Below are 16934 nucleotides of genomic sequence, written 5' to 3' on the forward strand. Positions count from 1 at the left end.
AGGACACACTGACGGATGGCCGCAACCACTTCCGCCCCTATCGATCTGTCCGCAGCCATGGTGATGGCGCCGACGCCTATTGCCGATTGGCTGGTGATCGCCCCCATAGGCCTGATGATCGCGCTTGGCGCCATCCTCGTCATGGTCCGCCACAGGGTGCATCTGCATGGCTGGATCGCCATTCCCGGCCTGGTGGCGCTCGTCGTGCTCGACAGCCTTCTGCTCTGGCGCGTCGCCCATGACGGGCCCTTCACCATGACCGCCGGCCGCTGGCTGCCTCCCTTCGGCATCTCCTTCACTGCCGATCTCTTGGGCGCACTCCTGGCGCTTGCGTCCGCGCTCGTGGCGCTCGCCGCCGGCATCTATGCCCTGCGCGACATCAACACGACCGGCCGCCGCTACGGCTTCTTCCCGTTCCTGATGCTGCTGATGGCCGGCGTGACCGGCGCATTCCTGACCGGCGACATCTTCAACCTCTATGTCTGGTTCGAGGTGCTGCTGATCTCCTCCTTCGGCCTGCTGATCCTGGGATCGGAGCGTGAGCAGATCGATGGCGCGCTGAAGTATGCCATTCTCAATCTCATCGGCACGACGCTTTTCCTGATTTCGGTCGGCTATCTCTACGCCATCTTCGGCACCCTCAACATGGCCGACATTGCCCGCCAGGCGAGCGCGCATGCGGACACTGCCCCGCTCATGACACTGAGCGCGCTGTTCATCCTTGCCTTCGCCATGAAGGCTGCCGCCTTCCCGGTGAACTTCTGGCTTCCTGCCTCCTACCACACGCCGCGCATCGTCGTCGCGGCGCTGTTTGGCGGCCTCCTTACCAAGGTAGGCGTCTACGCGCTTATGCGGGTCATGGTCATGCTCTTTCCGCTGCAGCGGGAGGAGTTGAGCTTCGTCATCGCCGTCTCGGCTGCGCTTACCATGGTCATCGGCGCGCTCGGCGCGCTGGCGCAGAACGACCTTAGGCGCATGGCCGGCTTTGCAGTGATAGCCGGCATCGGCAACGTGATGGCCGGCATCGCGATCGGCGGCACGGCCGGCACAAGTGGCGCCATCCTCTATGCCCTCCACTCAATCGTCGCGATGACAGCGCTCTATCTCATGGTCGGCGAAGCTGCCCGCATCGGCGGTTCCTGGTCCCTCCAGACGCTTGGCGGGATCTATCGCCAGGCGCCGTGGGTGGCTGCGGGCGCCTTTGTCATCTTCTTTGCGACGGCCGGCCTACCGCCTTTTTCGGGACTCTGGCCGAAGATCGTGCTCTTGAAGGCGGCGCTCGACATCGGCGCCTGGTGGCTCTCGGCCGCGATCCTCGTCTCCGCGTTCCTGATCACGCTGGCGCTCGGCCGCGTCTTCCTGCTCGCTTTCTGGCGGCCGCGACCGGGCGGTGATGCAGCCGAGCCCGCGGCCGCCGTCGCCGCGCCGCTCGCTGCGGGGGCGTGGGAGCGCTCCGGGCCGCTTGCGGGGCTCGTCCTCCTTCTCGTCTTCTTCGGCCTGTTTCCGGAAGTGCCGGTACGGCTGTCCCAGGCGGCCGCCTTGAGCCTTGCCGATCCGGCCGCCTATATCCAGTCGGTCTTTCCGGCAGGAGGTGTCGAATGACGACCTATATCTTCAACGTCCTCTTCGCGGTCATCTGGGTGGCGATCACCGGTAGCGCTACCCTCGTCAACCTGGTGTTCGGCTTCTTTATCGCGACGATCGCGCTATGGATCGTGCGTGGCGAGATGGGCGGGCCGCAATACTGGCTGCGCGTTCGCCGCATCCTGTCTCTGCTTCGCCTTTTCCTGAAGGAACTGGCGATGTCCGCCATCCGGGTCGCGATCATGGCCTTTCGCCCGAGACTTGATCTGAAACCGGGCATATTCGCCTTCCCGTTGACGGTCGACCGGGATTTCGAGATCACGCTCCTGGCAAACCTCATAACGCTGACGCCCGGCACGCTTTCGGTCGACGTCTCCGCCGACAGCAAGGTCCTCTACGTGCACGCGCTCGATTGCTCCGATCCGGATGGTGCGCGTCGTGACATCGCGGATGGTTTTGAACGCAAGATCCTGGAGGCCTTCCGCTGATGGCGGCCGACACCATCACCCAATTCGCCGTCCATGTCGGCCTCCTCGTCCTCGGTGCTTCCTTCCTGTTGACCGTCTGGCGCGTCATCAAGGGCCCGACCCTGCCCGACAGGGTCATCGCGCTCGACATGCTGGTCGGCATCGTCATGGGCTTCATCGCGCTGATTGCGATCCGCACCGGTTTCACGCTCTATATCGACATCGCCATCTCGCTCGGCCTGGTCGGCTTCCTGGCAACCGTCGCCTTTGCCCGCTTCATCCTGTCGCGAAAGCGCCGGGGAGGGGAGGACGGTTCTCCTCCCGAGCCGGTGGAGTCGGAGCTGAAGCCTGCGACGCAGGACGCGTCAAAGCCTGCCGCGGTGAAGAGCCGCGCCAAGGACCGGCGGGCCTCCGCTACAGCTCCAGGCACTGCTCCAGAGCAGGCCGAAGTCGGCCTCGTGCCCGTGGTTGCCGATGCAAGCCCGGCAGGAGCGCCGGCCAAGCCTGCCACCCGCAAGGCGGATGCGACCAAGGCCAGCGCCGCAAAGGTGAAGATCGCCAAGGCCAAGGCAGCGGGCAAGGCTGCTGGCGCCGCGGAGGCGGCTGCGGGCCCGGCCAAGGCCACGAAGCCCCTTACGGCAACCAATCCCACCAAACCCGCCAGGCCGGCAAAGAAGGACACACCGTGATGGACATCCTGTTTGCGCTCGTCACTGCGGCACTGATCCTCGTCGGCGCCGTCTTCGTCCTCGCGGCTGCCCTCGGTCTCAACCGGTTCCCGGATCTCTATTCCCGCATGCACGCGGCGTCGAAGGCCGGCACGGTCGGATCGGCGCTGATGCTGATCGCCGTCGGGATCCATGCCGCCGATCTCGCCATTCTCGCGCGCTCCTTCGCCGGCTTCTTCTTCTTTGTCCTCACCGCCCCGGTCTCTGCGCATCTTCTCGCCAAGGCCGCCCATGAGACGGGCTATCCCCTCTCAGGTATCTCAGTACGAGATGACATGAACAAAGGCCGGGGAGAAATTTAATACTAGCCATTTTCTTTTGATTTATTGCAAATCCGATGTGACAAAAGCTCACATATCAGGTCAGTCCGCGGTAAAATCGGAAAATATTGCTGCGGCTTGAACTTCATTCTTTGAATTTCCATTTACTTGGTGCTACGGCAGTATCTGCCAAGTGTGATTGCTTGCATGAAGATGCATGTCCCGATTCGGAGACGAGGCATTCCTTTATTGCAAAGGTTCCCCTCCGGATTTCATCTTCCTGCAATGCGATGAGGCTTTATTGCGGTGCGGGCCGCAAGCGAGCGGACATCTTGCGATGTCTCACCTCTGGCGATGTCCATAATGTACTGTGGCGCGGTTTGCTTTGGACGCGTCACGACAACGATAAGAAAAGACAGGAGACGTCCAAATGACAGATGTGGCACCGATCAAGGGAGATAGTCTCCTGGTCGAACTGACGGCGGATATCGTCGCGGCTTATGTTAGCAATCATGTGGTTCCGGTAGGCGAATTGAGCCACCTCATTTCCGACGTCCATGCGGCGCTCAACAATACGTCGAGTCCGACGCCCGTGGTTGCGGTCCCGGAGAAGCCGAAGCCGCCCGTGCCGATCAAGAAGTCGATCGAGGAGGATTACCTCATCTGTCTGGAGGACGGACAGAAGTTCAAGTCTCTGAAGCGGCACCTGATGACCCACTACAACATGACGCCCGACGAGTATCGCGAGAAGTGGGGTCTCCCGGCCGATTATCCGATGGTGGCGCCCGCCTATGCGGAAGCCCGTTCCCGTCTCGCCAAGCAGATGGGGCTCGGACAGCGCCGCAAGCGCGGCAAGTAAGCGCGACTGCCATACTGAGACCTAAAGGGTCGGAAGCATTGCTTCCGACCCTTTCCTTTTTGGGGCAAGCGGGGATAGAGGAAGGAAGAAATTCACATCATGTTTGGCGGAAGCGGTGAAATGTGATGGGAAATCAGCTGCAGGCGCGCTAAAGCCTCATTTTCCTTATCCCCCTTTGCACCCAAGGATGTATGAATAAATTCCTATTTGAGGAGTTGTCATGTCATCCGAAAGAACTTTCCAGTCCGGTGCTTCCGGTCCGCCCCTGCCTCCCATGGAGGTGCGCTGGCCTCCGCACCGCATCCACTCGCTCCCGCTCAGGACCACGTGCCGCATCGTCAGGCAGGTGGTGGGAGAGATGGTCCTCCTGTTCGGCGACCGTGTCCTGGTCCGCCGCGACCGTCGTCGGCTCGCCTGCCACGTCCGGCAGATCGCCATGTATGTCTGCCATGTCGCGCTAAGGATATCGCAGACGGATATCGGCGATGCTTTCGGCCGCGACCGCACCACGGTGCGCCACGCCTGCCATGTGGTCGAGGATCGCCGCGATGACCCGGTCTTCGACGATTTCATCTCCGCCATCGAGCGCATCGTCGTTGCGGTCTTCGGCACGCTGGAGGTTGCCGCCCATGACGGATGAGTGGACCAAGAGCGAGATGCGCGACCTGCAGCGCCTGCTTCGCCGCCTCCTGCGCGGCCCCTGCGAGTTCAGCACCGGTGACGGTGGCACGCTTCACCTTGCCGACCTTCCAGGTGCCTTTCCCGCCGCCCTTATAGCGCGGATCGAGCGTCGTGGCCTGCTGGTCAAAGGCGCCGGGGGACTGGCCGCAACCGGCGCGACCGCCGCCTTCCTGCGGCGCGCCCTCCTGCCCGAAGATACCTTCGCAGGGCAGCACCGGATCGAGGTCGACGTGTCCGTGGACTATGAAGGCCAACGACAGTCCGCGCGACGAAACCTCGCGGAATCCCCTCTGTCGCTGCTGGCGCGCCTCAAGGACAGGACCGGACAGGACTTCTTTCCCGAAGAGGCGCGGGAGGCGGGCGAGCGGCTTCTGTCGGACTTCCACCGGGCGCAGCTGCGCCCACGCGTCACAGCCACATGGGAGCCGCGGCTTTCCAGTCGCGGCAAGGGTCAGGCCGGCGGACAGGCGGTACTGGCCGATAGCGCCATCGCTGCCCGCCAGCGTTTCTTCCGCGCCGTCGAAGCGATAGGACCGGAGCTTTCCGGCGTCGCCGTCGATGTCTGCTGCTTCGAGAAGGGTCTCGAGACGGTCGAGCGGGAGCGGCAGTGGCCGGCGCGTTCGGCCAAGCTGATGCTGCGGACGGCACTGCTGGCGCTTGCTCGCCACTATGCGCCGCCGGCGCCGCAGCGCCGCAATAGCCACCATTGGGGAACCGAAGGCTATCGCCCGCCGCTCTCCCAACCATGAGCCTCAGGCCGCCGCCTTCAGTCGCGCCTCGTCGCGGATGCGCTTGACCATCGAGCGCAGGCCGTTGGCGCGCTGCGACGAAAGATGCTCCACGAGACCGATGCGATCGAAGATCTCGATCGCGTCGGTCCGGGCGATCTCCGAGGCGTGCTTGCCGGAATAGACGGCGAGGACGATCGCCACCAGCCCGCGCACGATATGGGCGTCGGAATCGCCTTCGAAGGTGAGGACGGGATCGGCGCTGCCATCTTCCGGATGGCTGACGAGCCAGACCTGGCTGGCGCAGCCCTGGACCTTGTTCTGGGCCGTGCGCTTCTCCTCCGGCAGTTCCGGCAGGGCCTTGCCCAGTTCGATCACGTAGCGGTAGCGATCCTCCCATTCGTCGAGGAAGGCAAAGTCGTCGATGATCTGCTCGAGCGTCGCCATGGAGTGCTCCATCCTTGTCTTAGCCACGCATATAGGAAGGATCGGCGCCGGGGTGAACAGAAAAAAGGCCGTGAGGCGAAAACCTCACGGCTCAGCAAAGGCTGAAGTCGGGCAGGCAGTCCGACGCCGGGACCCGGACAATGGTCTCCGGCGCAAGAGGTGAATTCGAAGGCGGTAGCCGGGTCAGTTCTGCGCCGGTCGCTTCATGGGGAGCGGGACTGTGGTGGCCGGCGCCACAGCGGTCTCGGCCGGGAGAGGGCGGGTGGAGGCGGTCGTCAAGGGCTTTTCCGGCATGGGCTGCGGGTTTGCGACCTCAGCCACCGCCGGCGTATCGTCGGCAAACTGCTTGTCCAGCAATTCGAAGGCAACGCGAGCGCCTTCCTTGGCGCGCTGGCCGAGAACGGCGATCGATTCGGCGCCCTTTTCGCAGACCTGCGGCTTCTCGATGCAGATGGCGCTTAGATACTGATAAGCCTGCGCGGCGGCACTGACGGCATCCTGCATCTCGATCTGCTGGCTGCCGCTCACCTCGGCAACCGGGCGGCCGCTGAAGTAGGAGAGCCCCACCAGCACCATCGCAAATGTCAAACCGGTCTTGATCAGAAACCACATTTCCCTGTCCACCACCCGTGAATGCCCAAATGCCCTTGAATGCCTTTGGGGCCGCCGGGTCGTTCCCGGTCTTGACGCCAACCTAGTCGCGAGAAGCAAATCCGCCTTTGACGCCGGTCGGCAAATTTTCGCGGTATTTATCTAAAATGCGATCTTTTCTCCCGTTCGGGTGGCAGTCGGCAGCATTCGTCGCAAATCCTGCTGTCCACCGTTAAGCATAATTGCGGCGCTTCGGCGGAGTTCCCTGTGCTTTCTCCGCCCGTGCTTGCCCCAATTCTTAACGCGATAGGGAAAATGCAAGCAAATCCGCCGCTTACGCCCCGTTAACCACGAGCGGAAAAGGCTCGCCCGAGGCGTGTCAAAACGGGAAACCGGGGGCTTTCGGGGTGGCTGGCGGCCCCTGCTTTTATACTTTCCTTAAGCCGGCGGGCGGTAATGTCGGGCGGTATCAAACGGCGTCAGGGTATTGCGTGCGCACAGTTGCTGAAATGGCTGGAAAGGCGGTCGCGGAGATCGATCGGACCGCCGCCCGCTGGCTGGAAAGCCTCGGGCAGCCACAGGAAAACCGCGCCCGTGACGTCGCCCTCTTGCGCATAATGCTTCTTTGCGCCGTCGCGGCGGCCCTTGCTGCCCCGATCGCGCTTACGCTCGTTCTGCCTGCTTCGCTCGCCCTTCCGGTCGGCGCCACCCTGGTCGTCGCCGTCTTCCTCGCGCTCGTCGCTGCAACCTTCGCCTCCGCCCGCGCGCCGGCCGTCGCCGATAGCCTCGCAAGCGCCGACACGCTCGTCTTCGATGCCTGCCCGGGCCTGTCGCTGATGCTCGACGCCCGCGGCATGGTGACGAAATGCGGTGGCCGCGACCGAGTGGGTTTTCCGCCGGTCCTGCAGGAATCCTGCGGCCAGCGCCTTGCCGAACTCGTCCACGTTTCCGATCGCATCGCTCTCATCCATGCCCTCGACACGCTTCGCCAGGGTGCCGATGCGGCTTCCGCCTCGGTTCGGGTCCAGGGCCTCTACTGCGCTTCGGAAGGGCGGCAGTTCCTGCACCTCGGCCTCGAGTTGACGGCCTTGCGTCAGCCGGATGGCGAGCTTTCCGCAATCTTTGCACAACTGCGCGACATCTCGGCCGACGAAGCCCTGCGCCGCGAGGCTGCCGAGCGTGTCTCGGAGGCACACTCCGCCCATGAGGCGAAGTCGCGCTTCCTCGCCGCCGTCAGCCACGAACTGCGCACGCCGCTCAATGCCATCCTCGGCTTCTCGGATGTGCTGGCCGGCGAATATTTCGGCCGGCTGGAGAACGACCGCCAGAAGGAATATGTGGGCCTGATCCGCCAGTCCGGCGCCCATCTCCTGTCGCTCGTCAACACCATGCTCGACATGAGCAAGATCGAGGCAGGTCATTACGAGCTCCTGGCGGAGCCGTTCGGTGTCGCCGATGTGGTGGAGTCCTGCCGCGCCATGCTCGACCTGCAGGCAAGGGGCAAGGGCGTCACCCTGACCGCGCGCACCGCAAAGGGGCTCGGCGATGTCGTCGCCGACCGCCGGGCCGTCAAGCAGATACTGATCAACCTTGCCGGCAACGCCATCAAGTTTACGGGCGACGGCGGGATCGTCACCATTGATGCCGCGCAGTCGGGCAGCGACTTCGTCCTCACCGTCAGCGACACAGGCATCGGCATTCCGGCCGAAAAGCTGGAGCTTCTCGGCCGGCCCTTCATGCAGGTCCAGGATGGCTTTACGCGCGAATACGAGGGAACGGGGCTTGGGCTCGCGCTGGTGAAGGGACTTGTTGCATTGCACGGCGGACGGCTACATATCAGGAGCACGGCCGGCGAGGGGACCGTGGTCACCGTCACGCTTCCCGCAGACGGCCGTGGGATCGGCGCGCCCGGCGAGGCGGGAGAGGCTTCGTCCGTGGAGTTTCCCCCACGCCTGCGCAATGCCACCCGACCGGCCATGAAGGACGTACAGGACATAGAGAATGACGACGCCGCGAAAGCGAAAATCGCCTGACAGGAAGAAGAAGGCCCAGGAACCAGGTATCCTGTCCCGGCTTTTCCAGGCAACGGGGCGGATGGCGGCGCGTCATCCGCGCGTGGTCCTTGGCGTCTCCGGCTTTGCCGTAGTCTTCGGCTTCGTGGCAGCAAACGCCCTATGGTATCAGCCCTCAAGCCATCCCTCGCCTTTCCTCGCGACCCGTGATCCGGAAGATCCGAACGGCATTGCCGGCTATCGCCCCGCGCGCCCGGTCCCACCGCAGGACATGACCACCTTCCGCATCGCCCGCGACGAGGCAACCGGCGCGACCCACGCATTGCCGCAACCAGTCTCTCCGGTGGAGGCCCCTGCGGCGACCGCCGGCCCGCCACGCGAGCTCGTGGCCGAGGTGCAGCGCCAGCTCACCCGCCGCGGACTCTATCAGGGGGCCGATGACGGGCTTGTCGGTCCGCAGACGACGGCGGCCATCCTCTTCTTCGAGGAGGCCGAGGGCCTGCCGCAGACCGGCGAGGCCACGCCTGCCCTGCTTGCGGCACTTAGCGCAGCACCCCAGCCCGCGGCAGAGATCATGACGGCCTCGGCCGAGCCTTCGTCACCGGAGGTGGTTGCCGTCCCCAAGATGCGGCCGCGTGAGGATGTGAGCCTCACCATCGAGGATCCCGTCGCCGCCGCGATCCGTGCGGCAGAACAGGGCCGCGGCAGTGCCGCTTCCGCATCGCCCCGCCCGTCATCCGCCGGCGAAATGGCCGCGGCCATTCCGGCATCCGGGGACCTTGTGGTGCAGATCCAGCGCGGCCTGTCGAACATCGCCTATACCGACATCACCGTCGATGGCGTTGCCGGTGCCCAGACCAAGGCGGCGATCCGCCGTTTCGAGAAGCATTACCGGCTTCCGGAGACGGGCGAGCCCAACGAACTGGTGCTCAAGAAGCTGAAATCGATCGGCGCGCTCTGAAATCCGTGGCGCGGCCAGGCTCGTCCCGCTCTCGGCCATCAACCGGAGAGAACCCATGCGTATCCGTTCCGATATCTTCGTCTCCGCGCTGATGCGCCGCGTCTTTTCGGCGGGCGGCTTTGCGGCGATCGAGCACAAGGGGGCGGAAGCAGCTGGCGCCGTCTTCATCCGGCAGCGGTTCCGGGACGGCACGGAAACGCTTTATGCTCCGGCGCCACAGAACGTCTTCGAAGATCCCGGCGATGCCACGGAGCGACGCTTCGAGAAGCGGCTGGAGCGGCAGGAGCCCGCCCGCATCGCCGAGCATCTGAGCGGCGAGAGGCGCTTCGATAGCGATCTCTGGGTGGTGGAACTGGAAGCGGACGACATCAACGGTCTGTTCGCCGTCGTCGACGCGGGCTGAACGGTCACGCCTGGCGGCGCAGCACCGTCCTTGACCGCAGCGGCCGGCTGCCCGACTGGTTTGCCGGTGCATCCTGTTGCGCCGGGGTGGCAAACTCGCTCTCCCGGGCCGTGTAGCCGTCTGCACGCCGCCATGCCTCGACGCGGCGGCCGCACTCGTCCGCATCGAGTGCGTTCCACAGGAATTCGCCACGCGGAGTGGCGTTCACCGGATTGGCGAGATGCGGGTAGAAGCGCTCCAGCACAAGCAGCGCGTCGGTCCGCTCCATACCCAGTGCCTTGAGCGTCGTGGCCAGCTGCTGGCCGGAAATGTCGAGAAGGATGCGCTCGGCGAGCCAGCGGCTGGTGGACAGGCTGTCGGCCAGGACGCTGGCAAACATGCCGCCGTCGCGGCTGCGGGCGAACCGCACCAGCAGCGCCTCCTGGACCGGGCTCAGCGTCCTCAGGCCGAGCCGATCGTCGTCGCTGCGATGCACGTGGTTGGCGAGCGCCTTGATGCGCTGGCGCAATTCCTCTTCGCGCCAGCGACGCTCCGCCTCATGGGCGGCAGCGGCGGAAGGCGAGGGCGCATCCTCGACCTCGGCGGTTGCGCCGGGCGGTGCCGCCGGTCGATCCTGTCGCAGGCTCACCAGCGCATCGATCACCTTGGGGGAAAGGTTCTCGCGGCGCACGATGGCTCGCACATGGGCCGCACCCTGCGTGCGGGCGACCGCAATCAGCGTATCGTCGTCGAGGCAGGGGGACGAAGCAAGGAAAGGCGCCGCGATCGCGATCGGCTGGCTGGCAATGAAGAAGACGACCGTAGGCGGCAGGGTAGGGGACCTGGAAAGGGCGGCGACAGCCTGGCGCCTTGCCTCCTCGCTGGAAGCCGAGAACAGCGGCACGAACAGTTCTGCGAACTGTCTCAGCTCGTTTCGCGATGGATGCGGCAAGGCCTCGAAACTGGTTACCGTGGCCATCAGAACCACATCCTTCCTGCGCATGGCAGAGGGCCTTTCAAGATCTCGAAACTGGTCCGTCACGGCCACACTCACGTTACGCAATACACTGTCGCGGCAGAAACTCCGGTGACGTCCCGGCGCCGGGCACTCGCCCTCGCTCCAGGCATACCGGACCGTCATGGTAAACCGAACGGTAACTGGCCACGGTTAATGGCGGGTGAATCTGTGCCGGGCCGGCACGTCTCTCCTCAGAATTGAAGGTGTGAGCATTTTGCCACGCTGCCGGCCTTTCACGCTCGCAAGTCGGCGGTAGCGCCGTGAAGCTTTATTAGCATTAACGAATGGTTTACCCAGAATCGGCTGAATGGACCTGTTCGCAGCAGAAAGAGCACGCTCGGCAAGTCCGGGAGCGGCTGCGGGTCGTGGTTGAGTGTCGGTGGCGCGTTGTGCGCATCGGCGAGAAAGGCGCAGATGCCCGCTTGGAGGGATGCGTCGGCCTCTTGTGAGGCAGGGTGAAGCTGGACCGTCTTTCATCCGTCTCGAATTGTCAGGAGACGAGCATGGCAGAAATAGTGATATTGCAGAATTGGCGCGACCGGCAGCCGAGGCGCGCGGAGATCCGCATCGGCAAGGCGGACGAAGTGGTCTCCGGCAGGCTGCTTCTGTTTACCGGCATTCGCTACGAGAGGCTGGAACAGGCTCCTCCCTCGCTTGGCGCTCTGATGGTTCTGGAGCAGGGCCAGACCTGACCCTCGGCCTTGGAGGATTTCAGAACTGCTGGCGCGGTCGCCAGTCGAACGGTGCGCAGACGGCTTGCGACAGGAATTCCGTCGCCGCCGCGTTGAAACTCCGCTGCGGCACCATTGTCCGCAACACCATGTAGCCGTCGGCCTGCTGGGTCTCCACCAGGATCGCCTCGCTGATCGGCTCCGGCAGCGCCTTGCGCAACAGAGTCAGCTGGACCGGGGTTGCCAGGACGACATCGAGGACGCCGTTCGAGGCGGTACGGTCGTTGATGCTGAAGACCTCGTTGGACCCGGCGTCGTAGATGCCGAGCGACCAGAACGGCACGTCCCCCCGCGCATAGATCCGGATCGGCCCCTGAGAGATGTCGTAGGCACAGACCGACAGTTCCACGAACGGATCGTCCTGCACCAGCCCGGCGCGGTCGCGGATGTCGGGCAGCCGGTGGAAGCTGTGTCGCTCCCCTTCTGCAAGCACGCGCGTATAGGCATCCTTCTCGCTGAAATAGGGAAGCGACAGGATGATGATGAAGTGCAGCAGCGCGGCCCCGAGCAGCCCCGTGACGATCGCGAGACCAAGCTTAAGCATCGCGGCATCCGGTCTGCTGGATGTACGGCATGGAGAGGTCGATCAACCCGGAACTGCCGGCTGCTGGCGTGTCGAGCAGCGTCATCCGCAGTCGCAAACGGCGGTCGCCGGGAACGGCAAGCCAGTTGCCGGGCTTCGCATCGGCCGAGACCTCGATTTCGAAGGAGCCGTCCGCATGGCGCAGGATGGCGCGGGAGTTGAGCGCGACCGGAAGTCCTGCATCCTCGGCCTTTCTCATCGTCTCCGTCCGCACGCTGTGCAGGGTCCACAGCCGTGTCGGCGGGGTATGGCCGGAAATGCGATAGGAGCAATCGCCCCGCAACGCAGCACCGCTGTCGTCCACGTTGGCGGTAAACTGCAGGCCCTCTGCCGTGGCATAGAGCAGCGCGCCGGCGCTCGCCCGGTGCGATTTCGCGTAGGGGTCAGCCGCAGCGGTCTGTGCGTTCGGAAACGCTTCCCAGGCTCCGAGGCGGATGGCGCCGAAACCGGCGGTCGCCTCAAGGGCCCGGAGCGTCGACCAGATGCCGCCGCCGAAGGCAATGGCAAGCGCGATGGCGACAAGGAATGGCACACGAAACACGGAAAGGCTGCCCTCGATGATTGCGGTCGAGGGTTACCACTGATTCCCCCGGAAAGAAACGCCCCGGCTACCGCACCGGCGCTGCGACAGGCGTGGCCTCGACCGCGCCGGTAATGGTGGAATCGGCGACCTTGGCTGTTGCCGGCAGAAGCGGGGCTGCCGCCTTCAGCTGGTCGGCGATCCTGCGCAGGACGCGGGTGGATTCCGCCGACATGGAGCGCGGCCTCACCAGCGGCGGAAGCGCCTCCTCGCCCTCCGGCTTTTCGGCGACGACCACATCCTTTTTCTTCTCGCTCTCGGGGAAGGGGTTCTCGATGCCCGGGATCGGCTTCAGCTCGATGCCCTGGTGGGCATAGTCCATTAGCTTCTTGAAGGTCATCGCCGGCAGCGAACCGCCCGTCATGTTGTTCATCGGCGTGTAATCGTCGTTCCCGAACCAGACAGCAGCGGTGTAGTTGCCGGTAAAGCCGACGAACCAGGCGTCGCGATAGCTTTGCGAGGTGCCGGTCTTGCCGGCTGTCAGAACCCCGTCGAGCGCTGCCCGTCGTGCGGTGCCGTTATAGGGAATGTTGGTGAGGATCCGGTTCATGGACGAGGTCGCCTGCTCCGAGAGCACGCGGCGCGGCGGCGGCTCGTCGCGCTGGAAGTCGTAGAGCACGTCACCGCCATAGCCCACCACCTGCGCGATGCCGTGGCGGCGCGACTGCAGCCCGCCTGCCGGCATGACCGCATAGGCCGTCGCCTGGTCGAGCACGGTTACTTCGGAGGTGCCGAGCGGAATGGTCTTGTCGGTCCTGAGCGGCGTCTCGATTCCCATGTCCTTTGCAAGTTGGGCGATCCGCTCGGTTCCGAGCTCGTCCTTTGCCAGCCGAACCGGCACGGTATTGTAGGATTGCGACATGGCCGTCATCAGCGTGACCCGTCCCTTGTAGGAGCGGCCATAGTTCTGGGGCGACCAGCCGCGCCATGTCACGGGTGCGTCGGAGACCACCGATTCCGGTGTAAAACCCTTCTCCATGGCGGCCGCATAGGTATAGAGCTTGAAGGATGAGCCCGGCTGCCGCAGCGCCCGCGTTGCGCGGTTGAACTGGCTCTCGCCGTAGTCGCGCCCGCCGACCATGGCGCGCACGGCACCGCCGTTCTCGACCAGCACCAGCGCGCCCTGCTTGGAGCGATAGCTTTCGCCATATTCCCGCAGGCTGGATTCGACCGCGGCTTCCGCCGCCTGCTGCAGGCCCATGTCCAGCGTGGTGCGGACGATCACCGAGCGCTCCTTGACCTTGCCCGTCTTTGCCAGGCGCTGGACCTCGTCGAAGGCCCAGTCGAGGAAATAGTCCGGTGCCTTCACCTCGGCGCGGTCGATGACGGTGGCGGGGCTGCGCCGGGCGCCGATCACCTGTCCCTCGCTCATCATGCCGCCCTGCACGAGGTTGGTCAGCACCTCGTTGGCGCGGGCGCGGGCAGCCGGCAGGTTGACGTGCGGCGCATATTTCGCCGGCGCCTTGAAGAGGCCGGCCAGCATGGCGCTTTCGGCAAGGTTCACCTCGGTGATGTTCTTGCCGAAGTAGAACTGCGACGCCGCCGCCGCACCAAAGGTGCCGCCGCCCATGTAGGCGCGGTCGAGATAGTAGGCGAGGATCTCCTTCTTGGAGAGGTTGGCCTCGAGCCACAGCGCCAGGAAGGCTTCCTTGATCTTGCGCTCGAAGGAGCGCTCATTGGTCAAAAACAGGTTCTTGGCGAGCTGCTGCGTCAGCGTGGAGCCGCCCTGGACGACGCCGCCCGCCTTGGCGTTCTCGTTCATGGCGCGGGCGAGCCCGAAGAAGTCGATGCCGAAATGGTCGAAGAACCGGCGGTCCTCGGTCGCCAGTACCGCCTTGATCAGGTGGTCCGGCAGTTCGTCGATCGGCACGGAGTCCTCGTGGATGATGCCGCGATGGCCGATCGTATTGCCGTAGCGGTCGAGGAAGGTGACGGCGAAATCGCCACGATTGCGCCAATCTTCCTTGGTTTCCTCAAAGGCGGGCATGGCAAGCGCGAGCAGCACGACCGCGCCGGCCGTACCGAGCGTCATGGCCTCGCCGGCGAGTTCGAAGACGGCCTTCTTCCACCCGCGGACGCGGAACCGGCGGAAGAAGATGGTGATCTCTTCCCAGATTTCGCCGAGCCGGAAGCCGAGGTTCCAGACGGTGGAGTCGATCCAGGAATCGATGCGCAGCAGCAGGTGGCGCTTCCTGCGCGGCTGCTTCTGGCTGTTTGTCGGATCGTCCTGCACCGTGTATCCCCCGATCGTCATGCCGGTTGCTTGACGTCGCCATCATGAGCGGCCAGAGCAGCGGGCATGCATAATCAGCATTAGCTGATGAAATGTTGAAATGCGATGACAGAATCGCAACAGGCAAAAGCGGCGACCGCCTTATCGGTTCCCGGCACGGATATGTGAATGACCGAACTGCCCTTCTGGAAGACGAAATCGCTGGAGGAGATGGACCAGCGCGAATGGGAGAGCATCTGCGACGGCTGCGGCCTTTGCTGTCTCAACAAGCTCGAGGACTGGGAAACCGGCGACGTCGTCTTTACCTCCGTCCGCTGCCGGCTGATGGATGGCACGAGCTGCCGCTGCACCGACTACGATAACCGCCAGGCGACGGTGCCGGAGTGCATCCAGCTGACGCCGTCGGCGGTCGACGAGATCGTCTGGCTGCCGCCCACCTGCGGCTACCGCCTGCTGCGCGAAGGCCACGACCTCTACTGGTGGCACCCGCTGGTTTCCGGCGATCCCGAAACCGTCCACCAGGCCGGCATCTCCGCCCGTGGCCACGAGACCGTCTGCGAGACCGAGGTGCCGGTGGAGGCTTTCGAGGAATACGTGGTGGACTGGCCGTGGAAGGTGGGTGAGGAGGCGTGAGCGATATCACGGCGCTCCCGATGTTTGTCGCGGTAGAGGCCTCCGGTCTCTGTCCAACATCGTAAGGAGAGCGAGCGAGGCCACGCCGCTGACGAGCAGCATCCAGTCCTGCGGGATATCCAGCAGGAAGGCGGCGCTTCCGCCGATGAGCGACCAGAGCAGGGGGACGACGAGAAGCGCAACCGGTACCCGCCGCGTTGCAAGCAGCAAAACGCCGAACGTGAAGATCGTCACGGGGCATGGCGTCACCCCGAAGGCGGGAAGCGCGAACACGTCGTGCCCCAAGAAAAAGCCGATCAGCGGATAGAGCACCACGGCATAGCCCGCGAGAAAGTAGCCGACATAGGTCCTGAGCGGGGGAGCATCACCGTATTCCAGGTCCCGCCGGGCAGCGGCCCGCAGGAACAGCAGTCCCTGGAGAAGGAAGCCGGCGCCGAACACGTAGGCGGCGCCGTTGATGCTGCTGAAGAACGCCAGATGATAGAACAGACCGGTCCAGAGCCACATGGCGCCCAGCCCGAGGCTCACGAGCACGCCCGCCGATTTCGTCTGCCTCACGACGGCGTAGATGATGGCGACGCCCAGAGCCAGAGCAAAGAGCTGTGCGGGCCATATCGACTGATTGTACGCGGCAAAGACCGCCAGGAACTGGTCGCGGGCAAAGGGCAGCATGTCGAAACCTCCATGCACCCAGTATCACTGCCGCCATTCCTCCCGCATTGATCAGGCGCAACAATAGCCGTTGACGGCGTCGTGGAAACGGACTGCGACTGCTCCAGAGGCTGTCCCCCTAAGTCAGCTTCCGCCTCCGCTCCAGTTCGGCTTCACTCGGCTGCTCGAATTCGAAGGAGCCGGTGACGACCGGGCCGGCGGCGGCGTAGCGGTTCACCACGATGCCGGTGCCCGAGGTCTTCGAGCCGAGGAGCTTCAATGTCACCGGAGTGGCGCCGTCGGCGAACAGCCGCTTGCCGCCGCCGAGGATGACGGGGAAGACCGAAACATACATTTCGTCCACCAGTCCGTGCCGGAACAACGTCTGCAGGAAATCCGTCGAGCCCTGGGTCAGGAGGTTCGGGCCGTCCTCCTTCTTCAACACCTTCAAAGTTTCGACCACGTCGCTGCCGAGCGTCCGGCTGTTCTGCCAGTCGAGCGTCATCCCCGGATCGCGGGTCGCCACATATTTCGTGATCCGGTCGAACAGCGAACCGATCGGATCATCGGCGCCGGCATAGGGCCAGTGGGCGGCGAAGATGTCGTAGGTCTTGCGCCCGAGCAGCAGGTCGAAAGGTTCGGAAAACATCTCGTCCACCGCCTTGCCCATGTCCTCGTCGAAGAAGGGGAAGGCCCAGCCGCCGTGCCGGAAGCCGCCGGTCGGGTCCTCGTCCGGGCCGCCGGGTGCCTGCATGACGCCGTCGAGGCTGGTGAATGCGCCGACAATGATCTTCCTCATCGCACT

19 protein-coding genes and 1 pseudogene are annotated in these 16934 nt (G+C 64.4%); 12 read left to right on the forward strand and 8 right to left on the reverse strand.

The window, feature by feature from the left end:
• The first annotated feature begins 15 nt into the window (after nt 1-15).
• The 7 genes and pseudogenes from FN060_RS14575 (at nt 16) to FN060_RS14605 (ending at nt 5328) form a co-directional block, all read left to right on the forward strand.
• A complete protein-coding gene (locus FN060_RS14575; RefSeq protein ID WP_142588736.1) occupies nt 16-1602 on the forward strand; it encodes a Na+/H+ antiporter subunit D in 1587 nt (528 codons plus the stop codon).
• Nucleotides 1599-2072 carry a Na+/H+ antiporter subunit E gene (locus FN060_RS14580; RefSeq protein WP_142588737.1) on the forward strand — a complete coding sequence of 158 codons (474 nt, stop codon included), beginning with the start codon at nt 1599-1601 and terminating at the stop codon, nt 2070-2072. The genes FN060_RS14575 and FN060_RS14580 overlap by 4 nt, the downstream gene beginning before the upstream one ends.
• Nucleotides 2072-2341: pseudogene (locus FN060_RS14585) on the forward strand (cation:proton antiporter); the annotation flags it as partial. The gene FN060_RS14580 and the pseudogene FN060_RS14585, both read left to right, overlap by 1 nt.
• A 395-nt stretch (nt 2342-2736) precedes the next feature.
• Complete coding sequence (gene mnhG, locus FN060_RS14590) at nt 2737-3081, forward strand: monovalent cation/H(+) antiporter subunit G (RefSeq protein ID WP_172973615.1); 345 nt, start codon at nt 2737-2739, stop codon at nt 3079-3081.
• Between the two features lie 388 nt (nt 3082-3469).
• Nucleotides 3470-3898 carry a Ros/MucR family transcriptional regulator gene (locus tag FN060_RS14595; RefSeq protein WP_142588739.1) on the forward strand — a complete coding sequence of 143 codons (429 nt, stop codon included), beginning with the start codon at nt 3470-3472 and terminating at the stop codon, nt 3896-3898.
• A 220-nt stretch (nt 3899-4118) separates the two neighbouring features.
• Nucleotides 4119-4538, forward strand: coding sequence for a helix-turn-helix domain-containing protein (locus tag FN060_RS14600; RefSeq protein WP_142588740.1), 420 nt, complete (start codon nt 4119-4121; stop codon nt 4536-4538).
• Entirely contained in the window at nt 4528-5328 is an 801-nt protein-coding gene (locus FN060_RS14605) for a DUF6456 domain-containing protein (RefSeq protein WP_142588741.1), read from the forward strand. Before FN060_RS14600 ends, FN060_RS14605 begins: the two co-directional genes overlap by 11 nt.
• 3 nt (nt 5329-5331) lie before the next feature.
• On the opposite strand, the gene FN060_RS14610 is transcribed toward FN060_RS14605, so the two are convergent.
• Together FN060_RS14610 and FN060_RS14615 are read right to left on the reverse strand one after the other, a co-directional pair.
• The gene (locus tag FN060_RS14610) at nt 5332-5754 is read right to left on the reverse strand and encodes a SufE family protein (protein ID WP_052641854.1); all 423 of its coding nucleotides are present in this window, start codon (nt 5752-5754) and stop codon (nt 5332-5334) included.
• A gap of 183 nt (nt 5755-5937) precedes the next feature.
• Nucleotides 5938-6366, reverse strand: a complete 429-nt coding sequence (locus FN060_RS14615) for a DUF5330 domain-containing protein (RefSeq protein ID WP_142588742.1) — start codon at nt 6364-6366, stop codon at nt 5938-5940.
• 488 nt (nt 6367-6854) lie between these two features.
• Between FN060_RS14615 and FN060_RS14620 the strand changes: the two genes are divergently transcribed.
• The 3 genes from FN060_RS14620 to FN060_RS14630 are packed head-to-tail and all read left to right on the forward strand — an operon-like array spanning nt 6855 to nt 9721.
• Complete coding sequence (locus FN060_RS14620) at nt 6855-8378, forward strand: sensor histidine kinase (RefSeq protein WP_142588874.1); 1524 nt, start codon at nt 6855-6857, stop codon at nt 8376-8378.
• Nucleotides 8347-9318 carry a peptidoglycan-binding domain-containing protein gene (locus FN060_RS14625; RefSeq protein WP_142588743.1) on the forward strand — a complete coding sequence of 324 codons (972 nt, stop codon included), beginning with the start codon at nt 8347-8349 and terminating at the stop codon, nt 9316-9318. The genes FN060_RS14620 and FN060_RS14625 overlap by 32 nt, the downstream gene beginning before the upstream one ends.
• 55 nt (nt 9319-9373) lie before the next feature.
• The gene (locus FN060_RS14630) at nt 9374-9721 is read left to right on the forward strand and encodes a DUF1491 family protein (protein WP_142588744.1); all 348 of its coding nucleotides are present in this window, start codon (nt 9374-9376) and stop codon (nt 9719-9721) included.
• A 4-nt stretch (nt 9722-9725) separates the two neighbouring features.
• Here the strand turns inward: FN060_RS14630 and FN060_RS14635 are convergent, their stop codons facing one another.
• Nucleotides 9726-10742 (reverse strand): DUF2336 domain-containing protein, encoded by a 1017-nt coding sequence (locus FN060_RS14635; RefSeq protein WP_183949923.1) that lies wholly within the window; start codon nt 10740-10742, stop codon nt 9726-9728.
• Nucleotides 10743-11221: 479 nt separating this feature from the next.
• Between FN060_RS14635 and FN060_RS14640 the strand changes: the two genes are divergently transcribed.
• The gene (locus FN060_RS14640) at nt 11222-11410 is read left to right on the forward strand and encodes a hypothetical protein (protein ID WP_244665817.1); all 189 of its coding nucleotides are present in this window, start codon (nt 11222-11224) and stop codon (nt 11408-11410) included.
• Between the two features lie 19 nt (nt 11411-11429).
• On the opposite strand, the gene FN060_RS14645 is transcribed toward FN060_RS14640, so the two are convergent.
• From FN060_RS14645 to FN060_RS14655, 3 genes are all read right to left on the reverse strand, one after another.
• The gene (locus tag FN060_RS14645; protein WP_077547718.1) at nt 11430-11993 is read right to left on the reverse strand and encodes a DUF1254 domain-containing protein; all 564 of its coding nucleotides are present in this window, start codon (nt 11991-11993) and stop codon (nt 11430-11432) included.
• The gene (locus FN060_RS14650; RefSeq protein ID WP_142588746.1) at nt 11986-12573 is read right to left on the reverse strand and encodes a DUF1214 domain-containing protein; all 588 of its coding nucleotides are present in this window, start codon (nt 12571-12573) and stop codon (nt 11986-11988) included. The genes FN060_RS14645 and FN060_RS14650 overlap by 8 nt, the downstream gene beginning before the upstream one ends.
• 67 nt (nt 12574-12640) lie before the next feature.
• Complete coding sequence (locus tag FN060_RS14655) at nt 12641-14866, reverse strand: transglycosylase domain-containing protein (protein ID WP_142588747.1); 2226 nt, start codon at nt 14864-14866, stop codon at nt 12641-12643.
• A gap of 147 nt (nt 14867-15013) precedes the next feature.
• On the opposite strand from FN060_RS14655, the gene FN060_RS14660 reads away from it, so the two are divergent.
• Nucleotides 15014-15478, forward strand: coding sequence for a YcgN family cysteine cluster protein (locus tag FN060_RS14660; protein ID WP_142588748.1), 465 nt, complete (start codon nt 15014-15016; stop codon nt 15476-15478).
• Nucleotides 15479-15484: 6 nt separating this feature from the next.
• On the opposite strand, the gene FN060_RS14665 is transcribed toward FN060_RS14660, so the two are convergent.
• Nucleotides 15485-16150, reverse strand: coding sequence for a DUF6064 family protein (locus tag FN060_RS14665; RefSeq protein WP_142588749.1), 666 nt, complete (start codon nt 16148-16150; stop codon nt 15485-15487).
• Between the two features lie 118 nt (nt 16151-16268).
• Entirely contained in the window at nt 16269-16928 is a 660-nt protein-coding gene (locus tag FN060_RS14670) for a dihydrofolate reductase family protein (protein WP_142588750.1), read from the reverse strand.
• Between the last annotated feature and the right edge of the window lie 6 nt (nt 16929-16934).

This window comes from Pseudorhizobium halotolerans (assembly GCF_902153235.2).
In the GTDB taxonomy this organism is placed as follows: domain Bacteria; phylum Pseudomonadota; class Alphaproteobacteria; order Rhizobiales; family Rhizobiaceae; genus Neorhizobium; species Neorhizobium flavum.

Coding starts and splice junctions, on each gene's coding strand:
- FN060_RS14575 (WP_142588736.1), top strand. CDS start 16: ATGGCCGCAACCACTTCCGCCCCTATCGATCTGTCCGCAGCCATGGTG.
- FN060_RS14580 (WP_142588737.1), top strand. CDS start 1,599: ATGACGACCTATATCTTCAACGTCCTCTTCGCGGTCATCTGGGTGGCG.
- FN060_RS14595 (WP_142588739.1), top strand. CDS start 3,470: ATGACAGATGTGGCACCGATCAAGGGAGATAGTCTCCTGGTCGAACTG.
- FN060_RS14600 (WP_142588740.1), top strand. CDS start 4,119: ATGTCATCCGAAAGAACTTTCCAGTCCGGTGCTTCCGGTCCGCCCCTG.
- FN060_RS14605 (WP_142588741.1), top strand. CDS start 4,528: ATGACGGATGAGTGGACCAAGAGCGAGATGCGCGACCTGCAGCGCCTG.
- FN060_RS14610 (WP_052641854.1), bottom strand. CDS start 5,754: ATGGCGACGCTCGAGCAGATCATCGACGACTTTGCCTTCCTCGACGAA.
- FN060_RS14615 (WP_142588742.1), bottom strand. CDS start 6,366: ATGTGGTTTCTGATCAAGACCGGTTTGACATTTGCGATGGTGCTGGTG.
- FN060_RS14620 (WP_142588874.1), top strand. CDS start 6,855: ATGGCTGGAAAGGCGGTCGCGGAGATCGATCGGACCGCCGCCCGCTGG.
- FN060_RS14625 (WP_142588743.1), top strand. CDS start 8,347: ATGACGACGCCGCGAAAGCGAAAATCGCCTGACAGGAAGAAGAAGGCC.
- FN060_RS14630 (WP_142588744.1), top strand. CDS start 9,374: ATGCGTATCCGTTCCGATATCTTCGTCTCCGCGCTGATGCGCCGCGTC.
- FN060_RS14640 (WP_244665817.1), top strand. CDS start 11,222: ATGGCAGAAATAGTGATATTGCAGAATTGGCGCGACCGGCAGCCGAGG.
- FN060_RS14645 (WP_077547718.1), bottom strand. CDS start 11,993: ATGCTTAAGCTTGGTCTCGCGATCGTCACGGGGCTGCTCGGGGCCGCG.
- FN060_RS14655 (WP_142588747.1), bottom strand. CDS start 14,866: ATGACGATCGGGGGATACACGGTGCAGGACGATCCGACAAACAGCCAG.
- FN060_RS14660 (WP_142588748.1), top strand. CDS start 15,014: ATGACCGAACTGCCCTTCTGGAAGACGAAATCGCTGGAGGAGATGGAC.
- FN060_RS14665 (WP_142588749.1), bottom strand. CDS start 16,150: ATGCTGCCCTTTGCCCGCGACCAGTTCCTGGCGGTCTTTGCCGCGTAC.
- FN060_RS14670 (WP_142588750.1), bottom strand. CDS start 16,928: ATGAGGAAGATCATTGTCGGCGCATTCACCAGCCTCGACGGCGTCATG.